General features: G+C 70.4%; 10 protein-coding genes. 1 reads left to right on the top strand and 9 read right to left on the bottom strand.

The window, feature by feature from the left end; all coding sequences use genetic code 11:
* Window positions 1-30: 30 nt before the first annotated feature.
* The gene (locus ACLJQM_RS37420) at window positions 31-1,062 is read right to left on the bottom strand and encodes a GDP-mannose 4,6-dehydratase (protein WP_247024814.1); all 1,032 of its coding nucleotides are present in this window, start codon (window positions 1,060-1,062) and stop codon (window positions 31-33) included.
* A 196-nt stretch (window positions 1,063-1,258) separates the two neighbouring features.
* On the opposite strand from ACLJQM_RS37420, the gene ACLJQM_RS37415 reads away from it, so the two are divergent.
* Entirely contained in the window at window positions 1,259-2,314 is a 1,056-nt protein-coding gene (locus tag ACLJQM_RS37415) for a DegT/DnrJ/EryC1/StrS family aminotransferase (protein ID WP_360782196.1), read from the top strand.
* 261 nt (window positions 2,315-2,575) lie between these two features.
* Here the strand turns inward: ACLJQM_RS37415 and ACLJQM_RS37410 are convergent, their stop codons facing one another.
* The 8 genes from ACLJQM_RS37410 to ACLJQM_RS37375 all read right to left on the bottom strand — a co-directional run bounded on the left by ACLJQM_RS37410 (window position 2,576) and on the right by ACLJQM_RS37375 (window position 9,095).
* The gene (locus ACLJQM_RS37410; protein ID WP_247024818.1) at window positions 2,576-2,860 is read right to left on the bottom strand and encodes an HPr family phosphocarrier protein; all 285 of its coding nucleotides are present in this window, start codon (window positions 2,858-2,860) and stop codon (window positions 2,576-2,578) included.
* A gap of 24 nt (window positions 2,861-2,884) precedes the next feature.
* Window positions 2,885-4,552 (bottom strand): phosphoenolpyruvate--protein phosphotransferase, encoded by a 1,668-nt coding sequence (gene ptsP / locus ACLJQM_RS37405; RefSeq protein WP_410635046.1) that lies wholly within the window; start codon window positions 4,550-4,552, stop codon window positions 2,885-2,887.
* 33 nt (window positions 4,553-4,585) lie between these two features.
* Complete coding sequence (locus ACLJQM_RS37400; protein ID WP_410635045.1) at window positions 4,586-5,641, bottom strand: zinc-dependent dehydrogenase; 1,056 nt, start codon at window positions 5,639-5,641, stop codon at window positions 4,586-4,588.
* Window positions 5,638-6,093, bottom strand: a complete 456-nt coding sequence (locus ACLJQM_RS37395; protein WP_360782202.1) for a PTS sugar transporter subunit IIA — start codon at window positions 6,091-6,093, stop codon at window positions 5,638-5,640. Before ACLJQM_RS37395 ends, ACLJQM_RS37400 begins: the two co-directional genes overlap by 4 nt.
* Window positions 6,083-6,391 (bottom strand): PTS lactose transporter subunit IIB, encoded by a 309-nt coding sequence (locus tag ACLJQM_RS37390; protein WP_360782204.1) that lies wholly within the window; start codon window positions 6,389-6,391, stop codon window positions 6,083-6,085. Before ACLJQM_RS37390 ends, ACLJQM_RS37395 begins: the two co-directional genes overlap by 11 nt.
* A 34-nt stretch (window positions 6,392-6,425) precedes the next feature.
* Window positions 6,426-7,538, bottom strand: a complete 1,113-nt coding sequence (locus ACLJQM_RS37385) for a PTS mannitol transporter subunit IICB (RefSeq protein ID WP_360782206.1) — start codon at window positions 7,536-7,538, stop codon at window positions 6,426-6,428.
* Between the two features lie 79 nt (window positions 7,539-7,617).
* Window positions 7,618-8,553 (bottom strand): 1-phosphofructokinase, encoded by a 936-nt coding sequence (gene pfkB / locus ACLJQM_RS37380; protein ID WP_247024828.1) that lies wholly within the window; start codon window positions 8,551-8,553, stop codon window positions 7,618-7,620.
* 272 nt (window positions 8,554-8,825) lie between these two features.
* A complete protein-coding gene (locus tag ACLJQM_RS37375; RefSeq protein ID WP_360782208.1) occupies window positions 8,826-9,095 on the bottom strand; it encodes a hypothetical protein in 270 nt (89 codons plus the stop codon).
* Window positions 9,096-9,106: the final 11 nt, after the last annotated feature.

The raw sequence follows: 9,106 nt of genomic DNA, 5'->3' as shown, positions 1-9,106 counted from the left end.
TTTTGGTTTCCCTCGCGGGAGGGAAAGCGGCTACCAGACGGCGGCGGTCAGCGCCTCGCCGAGGTCCAGCTCACGGCTGGTCTGGGTCAGGTCGGACTCGACCATCATCCGCATCAGTTCCTCGAAGGTCACGACCGGCTTCCAGCCGAGCTCGGTGCGGGCGCGCGTCGCGTCGGCACAGAGCACCTCGACCTCGGCCGGGCGCACCAGGCTCGGGTCGATGACGACGTGGTCCCGCCAGTCGAGCCCGACGGAGGCGAACGCGATCTCGGCGGCCTCGCGGACGGTGTGCATCCGGCCGGTGCCGATCACGTAGTCGACGGCTTCGTCCTGCTGGAGCATGAGGTGCATCGCGCGCACGTAGTCGCCGGCGAAACCCCAGTCGCGGACCGCGTCGAGGTTGCCGAGGCGCAGCTCGTCCTGCACGCCGAGCTTGATCCGCGCGACCGCGCTGGAGATCTTGCGGGTGACGAACTCCATCCCGCGCCGCGGCGACTCGTGGTTGAACAGGATGCCGGAGACGCCGTACATCCCGTACGACTCGCGGTAGTTGCGGGTGATGTAGTGGCCGTAGGCCTTCGCGACGCCGTACGGGCTGCGCGGGTGCAGGATCGTCCGCTCGTTCTGCGGCGTCTCCGCGGCCTTGCCGAACATCTCCGACGAGGAGGCCTGGTAGAAGCGGATGCCGCCGCCGGTGGTGGGCCGCGACTTGTCGAGCCCGCACACCATCCGGATCGCTTCGAGCACCCGCAGCGCGCCCATGCCGTTGACGTCGGAGGTGAGTTCGGCCTGCTGCCACGACATCGGGACGAAGGAGATCGCGCCGAGGTTGTAGACCTCGTCCGGCTGCACCAGGTCCACCGCCGCGACCAGGCTCGCCTGGTCCAGCAGGTCGCCGTTGACGAAGCTCAGCTCCGTGGCCAGCTTGCTGATGCGCAGCTTGCGCGGGTTGGCCTGGCCGCGCACCAGTCCCCACACCTGGTAGCCGAGACCCAGCAGGTACTCGGCGAGGTAGGAGCCGTCCTGCCCCGTGATGCCCGTGATCAATGCTCGTTTCGTCATGGTTCTCCCACGTCCACCGGCCGGCTGCGCCCACGGCTTCCCGAGACTGCCGCTGATCGGATCCCATTGGACGCCCGGGCGACTCGGGAAATCATTGGAGAATCGGGGTGTCCGGCCGCGATCACTGGTGTTTTCCAGTCACCGGCGGACCCATCCTGGGACTTTCCTCCCATCCGGCGAACCAAGCGAGGAACCGATGGCCTTTGCCCACCCCGTGTCCCAGCCGTACCTGACCGGGCGGGAGAGCGACTACGTCACCGAAGCGGTCGGCACGGGCTGGATCTCCGCGCAGGGACCGTTCGTCACGCGGTTCGAAGCCGCTTTCGCCGAGTGGAACGGCGTCGCGCACGGCGTCGCGTGCTCCTCGGGCACGGCGGCGCTGACGCTCGCGCTGCGGGCGCTCGGCATCGGCCCGGGCGACGAGGTGCTGGTGCCCGAGTTCACCTTCGTGGCTTCGGCGTGGGCGGTCACCTACACCGGCGCGACGCCCGTGTTCGTGGACTGCCGCGACGACCTGACGATCGACCCGGCGCTGGCCGAGGCGGCGATCACGCCGCGCACCAAGGCGATCATGCCGGTCCACGTGCACGGCCGGCGCTGCGACATGGACGCCGTCATGGAGCTGGCCTTCGAGTACAACCTGCGGGTCGTCGAGGACACCGCGGAGGCGCACGGCGTCCGTCCGGTCGGTGACATCGCGTGCTTTTCGCTGTACGCCAACAAGATCGTGACGGCGGGCGAGGGCGGGATCTGCCTGACCGACGACCCGCGCCTGGCCGCCCAGATGGCGCACCTGCGCGGTTTCGCGACCGGCAAGGCCCACGACTTCGTGCACAAGAACCTGGCCTACAACTTCCGGATGACCAACCTGCAGGCCGCCGTGGCGCTGGCGCAGGTCGAGCGGCTGGACGAGATCCTGGAGCTGCGGTCGCAGATCGAGAAGCGCTACGACGAGCGCCTGGACTTCCCCGGGATCACGCGCATGCCGGGCCGCGACGTGCTGTGGATGTACGACGTGCTGGCCGAGGACCGCGACGAGCTGAAGGCCCACCTGGCGGCGGCGGGCGTCGAGACGCGGGTCTTCTTCCCGCCGATGAGCCGCCAGCCGATGTACCTCACTCCCACGTGGACGGAGCTGAACGCGGCGAAGTTCGCGGCCGGCGGCCTGTGCCTGCCGACGCACACGGGACTGTCCGAAGCGGACCAGGACTTCATCGCGGCCCGGGTCGCGGAGTTCTACGGCGCCCGCTGACCCCGCACTTTCACGTGAAAGTGCCGTCCTGGGGGCCGCACTTTCACGTGAAAGTGCGGCCTCCGTGACGTGAAGAACCGCCCACCGGGGTTCCGGTGGGCGGTTCTTGTTTCGTGGGGCTCCGGCGAGCCGCCCGCACAGTGGGGCAGACGGCCCGCCGGAAGCACAGGGTCCGGCGGGGTACCCGGCCTGGGGGTCACCGGGCGCCCCGCCGGAGCGGGCCGGGTGAGTCCACGAAGCTCCCCGGCCGCACTGGGGGCGTCAGCTCGCCGGCTGCTCCGCCGAGTCGAGGTCGCGGGCCAGCAGCTCGCACACCTCCGCCACCGCCTCTTCGGCGCCTTCGCCTTCCGCCGTCACCAGGACCTCTTCGCCGCCGCGGACGCCGAGGGCCATCAGGGCGAGGATGCTGGCCGCGTCGACCAGCTGGTTCTCGTCGCGGCCGAGCTTCACCGGGACCGGCAGGCGGCCCGCCAGTTCGACGAGCAGCTTCGCCGGGCGCGCGTGCAGCCCGACGGGCGAGCCGATCACCACTTTCCTACTGGACATCAGGATTTCCCCATCTCGTGAACGCTAGTCGACCGACCGGGCCGAGAACTCTTCGACGACCGTGCGCGCCGACGGCACGTCCGGTGCCCCCAGCACCTCCCCGGCCAGGATCTGGCACTGCTCCAACGTGTAGTCCTTCAACGCGGCCCGCACCGCCGGGACCGCGGACACCGACATCGACAGGCTGGTGATGCCCAGCCCGGCGAACACCGGTGCCAGCCCGGGATCGCTCGCCGCCTCGCCGCAGATGCCGGCGGGCTTGCCCGCTTCCTTCGCCGCCGCGGCGACGTTGGCCACCAGCGCCAGCAGCGCCGGCTGCCACGGGTCCAGCAACTCGCCCAGCTCGCCGAGCATGCGGTCGGCGGCGTAGGTGTACTGCGAGAGGTCGTTGGTGCCGATGCTGACGAAGTCGACCTCCGCCAGGATGTCCCGCGCCCGGATGGCCGCGGCCGGCACCTCGATCATCACGCCGACCTTGCCGATCCCGTGTTCCCGCGCCAGGTCCCGGAACGCCGCCGCTTCCGCCGGGGTGGCGATCATCGGCGCCATCACGCGCACGTCGGCGTCGTGGTCGGCCGCCGCCAGGCTGATCGCCTTCAGCTGCGCGGTGAGCAGACCGGGGTTGCGGACGCCGACGCGGTAGCCGCGCACACCGAGAGCCGGATTCGGCTCGTCCTCGGTGTTGGCGAACGGGATGTACTTGTCGGCACCGGCGTCGAGCGTGCGGATCACGACCTGGCGGCCGGAGAACCCGCGCAGCACTTCGCCGTACGCCGCCCGCTGCTCCTCGATCGTCGGGGCTTCCGTGCGGTCCAGGAACAGGAACTCGGTGCGGAACAGCCCGACCCCTTCGGCGTCGGCCGCGGCGTCCGACTCCGCCCCGCCGGCACTGCCGACGTTGAGCAGGAGCTTGACCGGGTGACCGTCCGCCGTGGCGCCGGGACCGCTGTGCGCCGCGAGCTTTTCCTTCAGTGACGCCGCTTCCGCCTCGATCCGGTGCACGTACTCGTCGTCCGGGTCGACGGCGACCGTGCCGCGGGTGCCGTCGACGGCGATGCGCTGCCCGTCGGCCAGGCCCGCGGCGCCGGCGCAGCCGACCACCGCGGGGATCCCCAGCGCCCGGGCGACGATCGCCGTGTGGCTGGTCGGCCCGCCCTTCTCGGTGACGATGCCGAGCACCTTCGCCGGGTCGAGCAGGACCGTGTCGGCCGGCGCGATGTCCTGTCCCACCAGGACGAACGCGCCGTCAACCGCCGGGATGCCCGGCTGGGCCAGGCCCAGCGCGGCGGCGATCGCCCGGTCGCGGATGTCGATCAGGTCGGCCGCCCGCTCGCCGAGGTAGCCACCGATGGCCTCGAGCGCGGCCACGTGCTTGCCGAACGCGTCGCGGATCGCCCACGCCGCGGGGCGGCCGTTGGCCACCCCGTCGGCGATGCCGGTCCGCAGCGACGGGTCCTGCGCCATCATGATCTGGGTGTCCATGATGGACTTCGATTCGCCCGACACCGAAGCCGCGCGCTTCTCCAGGTCCGCCACCGCCGCGTCGAGCGCTTCGGTCGCCGCCGCCAGCTCCGCTTCGGGAGCCGCCGGGGCGTCCCAGTGCTCCGGCAGCACCGGGGGCGGCGACAGCCGCACCACCGGGCCGGCGGCCGCGCCCGGGCTCGCCGGGTTGCCGCGCAGTTCGTCAACCACCGTTGGTCGCCTCCTCAGGTCCGCACGCACCGCTTACGCGGAGACGGTGCCCGGCTCGATCGTCACCTTGATCGCCTCGCCACTGCTGACGATGTCGATCGCCTTCAGCACGTCCGACAGCGGCAGGTGGTGGGTGATCAGGTCGTCGACCGGGACCTTGCCCGAGGAGATCAGCTCCAGCGCCTGGCGGTTGTGGTCCGGGCTGGACCCGTTGGCGCCGTAGATGGTCAGCTCCCGGTAGTGCACCAGGTTCGAGTCGCACGCGATGATCGGGTTGTCCTTCGGCAGGCCGCCGAAGAAGCTGATCCGGCCGCGGCGCGCGGTCATCTTCAGCGCGTCCTCCTGGGCCTTGCCCGCCGCCGCGGCCGTGATGACCACGTCGGCACCGTCGCCGCCGGTGAGCTCGAGGACCTTCTCGACCACGTCGACCTCGCTGCCGCAGATCGCGGCGTCCGGCTTGACGAGGTCGGCGGCCAGGTCCAGCCGGTTGCGGTTCAGCTCGACCAGGTAGACCGCGGCCGCGCCCTTCGCACGGGCCAGCCGCACGTGCAGGCAGCCGATCGGGCCGGCGCCGACGACCACGACGACGTCGCCCTCGCCGACCTGCGCGAAGTTCTGTCCGTTGAGGACGCACGCGAGCGGCTCGGCGACCGAAGCCTCGGCGTAGCTGACGCCGTCGGGGATCCGGTTGACGCCGTCGACCTTGAGGACCTGCTTCGGCACGATCATGTACTCGGCGAACCCGCCGTCGAAGTGGTAGCCCATCGACAGCTGGTTCGGGCAGACCTGCTGCAGCCCCTTGCGGCACTGCTTGCACTCGCCGCACGGGATGGCCGCGATGACCTGCACGCGGTCGCCGGCCGACCAGCCCGACACCCCGGCACCGGTTTCCACGACCTCGCCGGCGATCTCGTGGCCGATCACGCGCGGCGGGTCGATGTGGTGGTGCCCGTGCCGGAAGATCTTCAGGTCGGTACCGCACGTCGACGTGTTGTGCACGCGGATCTTGATCTCGTCCGGGCCGGGGTTCGGCTCGTCCGCATCTTCGACCCGCAGGTCACCGGGCGCGTAGAAACGTGCCACCTTCATCGGGAAAACTCCTCGTCCACTTCGTTCAACAGTCGCAGGATCGTCTCGGCGTCCGGTGCTTCGCGCAGCTGCTTGACCTGCTCGGAGTCCATCAGGATCCGGGCCAGCGAGGACAGGATCCCGACCTGCTCCGAACCCTTGGCCGCGATGCCGACGCAGAGCCGGACGTCGTTGCCGTCCCAGTCGACCCCGTCGGGGAACTGGAGGATCGCCAGCGCGGTGCGCTTGACGAACTTGCGGGATTCGTCGGTGCCGTGCGGGATCGCGACGCCCTCGCCGAGGTAGGTCGACACGGACTTCTCGCGTTCGTGCATCGCGTCGAGGTACCCCGGCTCCACCGCCCCCAGTTCGAGGAGCTTCCGCCCGACCTGGGCGATCGCGTCCGCCTGGTCGGGGGCGGTGCAGCCGATGAGCACGGACTCGGCGCCGAGGATGGTGGCGTCAGTCGGCAAGGGAACCGCCGTCCCGGATCGCCTGCTCGACGCGGTCGAAGACCGGGTCGCCGAGGAAGCTCTGGAAGCCCAGGATCACCGCGCCGGTGTTGGCCTTGCGCGCGCGGCTGACCAAAGTGGACTGGCAGAGCACGACCTGCGCGTCGCCCGGGATCTCGTTGACCGGGGTGTGCTCGACCTTGACCGAGTACGGCTTCAGCCGCTTGGCCAGCTGGGAGGCGACCATCACGCTGCTGCCCATACCGGCGTCGCAGGCGATGATGACCTTCTTGACTTCCTTGCCTTCGATGCTGCTCATCCTCGTGGTTCCTTCCTTCGATCGACGGTGATCGTCACGCCACCGAGCCACCGGCGGCGATCGCCGCGGCACGTTCTTCCTTGCGGGCGTCGCGCCCGAACTTCAACAGCACCGCCGCGACGATGAACGACACGGCCGCCGCGATCACGACCCCGGCGATCACGCCCAGGTAGCCGCCCTTCGGCGTCACCGCGAGGACCGCGATGATGCTGCCCGGCGACGGCGTGGCGGTCAGGCCGGCGTCGAAGATGCTGAACGTCGCGACACCCGCCGCGCCACCGGCGATCGCGGCCAGGATGAGCCGCGGGGTCGCCAGGATGTACGGGAAGTAGATCTCGTGGATGCCGCCCAGGAACTGGATGACGATCGCGCCCGGCGCGGTGGCCCGCGCGCTGCGGGCGCCGAAGAACGTCAGCGCCAGCAGGATCCCGAGGCCGGGGCCGGGGTTCGGCTCGATCAGGAACTCGATCGCCTTGCCGTCCTTCAGCGCGTCGGCCACCCCCAGCGGGCTCAGCACGCCGTGGTTGATCGCGTTGTTGAGGAAGAGCACCTTGGCCGGCTCGACGATGATGGAGACCAGCGGCAGCAGGTGCGCGTCGATCAGGCCCTGCACGCCGTTGCCGAGCGCCTTGGTGATGCCCTGCACGACCGGGCCGATGCCCAGCAGGCCCAGCACCGCCATGGTGCCGCCGATGATGCCGGCGCTGAAGTTGTCGACCAGCATCTTGAAGCCCGGCGCGGTCTTGCTGCCGACCTTCTCGTCCCACAGCTTGATCAGGAAGCCGCCCAGCGGGCCCACGATCATCGCGCCGAGGAACATCGGGATCGACGCGCCGACCGCGATGCCGACCGTCGCGACCGCACCGACGACCGCACCGCGCTGGCCGTGGACCATCCGGCCACCGGTGTACCCGATCAGGACCGGCAGCAGGAAGTTGATCATCGGGTCGACGAGCTCGGCGATGTGCGCGTTGGGCGCCCAGCCGCTGGGGATGAACAGCGCGGTGATCAGACCCCAGGCGATGAACGCGCCGATGTTCGGCATGACCATGCCGGCGAGGTGCCCGCCGAACCGCTGGATGGTGACCCGCGCGCGTTCCGCCCTCGACGGAGTGGCTTCCTCTTCGCGCTCCGCAGTGGTAGTCATCGTTGGCTTCCTTTTCTGGGAAAGGGGTTGGGGAGGGATCGCCATCCGGCGATGGCGGTGAGCGGTCCGGTCCGGCGCACTATTCGCGCACCTTCTCGTCCCACTCCGGACGCGGGTCCACCCGCACTCGACGTGCCCCCACGTCTTCGGGACCCGGCATCGTGCTCCCGGGCAGCGACACGGCGGCCGCTCCCCAGGCGACGGCTGTGGCCAGCGCCTGCGGGCCACTCCCCCCTGCCGCCAGGAAACCGGCGAGCATCGCGTCGCCGGCACCGACCGAGCTCCGCGGTTCGGCCGATGCGTTGGCGCACCAGACTCCCGCGTCTTCCACCAGCACGGCGCCCTTGCTGCCGAGACTGGCGAGAACCGTGCCCGCGCCGAGGGCGCGGAGTTCCTGTGCGGCGTCGACGACGTCCCGCACGGTGTCCAGCTGCCGGCCGACCGCTTCCTCGAGCTCGTCGAGGTTCGGCTTGACCAAGGCCGGTCCGGCCTTGACCGACGTGCGGAACGCCGGGCCGCTGGTGTCCACGACGACCTTGGCGCCGGTTGTCGCCAGGCGCGCGATCAGGTCGGCGTAGAAGTCTTCGCCGGCGCCGGGCGGCAGGCTTCCCGCCGCCACCACCCATTCCGCGTCGGCCACGTGGGACATCAGGGTGTCGCACAGGGTTTCCAGTTCCGCACCGGAAAGGTGCGGTCCGCTCTCGTTCACCTTGGTGACGGTCGCGTCCGGTTCGACCACGCTGATGTTGCTGCGCACGGGTTCCGCGGTCCGCACGCGGACCACGTCGATGTTGTAGTCGTGCAGCAGGCTGATCAGGTGGTCGCCGTCGGCACCGCCGGCCGGGACCACTGCCCGGGCCTTGAGACCGTTGCGCACGAGCGCGCGTGCGACGTTGATGCCCTTGCCTCCCGGCTGGACACGCGCACCCGTAGCCCGGTGCAGCTCGCCCCGGATGAGCCGGTCGACCTCGATCGTCCGGTCGACGCTCGGGTTCGCCGTCAGGGTCACGAACACTTCAGCACACCTCCGCCGGGGTCCTCGTTGGTTTGGTTGATATTGCCTGTGTTCATCTGCGTTTGCAAGACCCAACTTCACCGGAAGTTCAACCGTTATCTTCGGAAGTCGCTGATCTTTGCACTGTGGCCAGGAAGAACGTCGACCACGCCGCGTGGCAACAAACCAACACAAAGCCAGATCTCCGGACCGCGCGCCGAACACGACAAGGCGGGCCGGGTGGCCCTCCGATTCCCGGAAGGACACCCGGCCCGCCAAGCTGTTTTCCCTCGTCACGCCGCTTCGCCCACCGTCCCGAGCGCCGCGGCTCCCGCCGGGGTCAGCCGGGCGCGCACCCGCTGCCCCACCCGGCCCGGCCGCGCCGGGGCCAGCAGGCCGCGGTGCGCGAGCTCGTGGGCGGTGTACTGGTCGCAGCACACCAGCCCGTCGATGTAGAGGTCGGGCTCGCAGCTGCAAGCGATTTCCGCCCGGCCGGCCGCGACCGCGCGCAGCATCGCCCGCGCCCGGTGGTTCAGTTCGTCCGGGAGCCCCGTCGCACCCATCGCGGCCACCG

The organism is Amycolatopsis sp. cmx-4-83 (assembly GCF_046548815.1).
GTDB lineage: Bacteria > Actinomycetota > Actinomycetes > Mycobacteriales > Pseudonocardiaceae > Amycolatopsis > Amycolatopsis pretoriensis_A.
The sequence above is the reverse complement of the archived record's forward strand: the minus strand, read 5'-3'. Positions and strand labels throughout refer to the sequence as shown.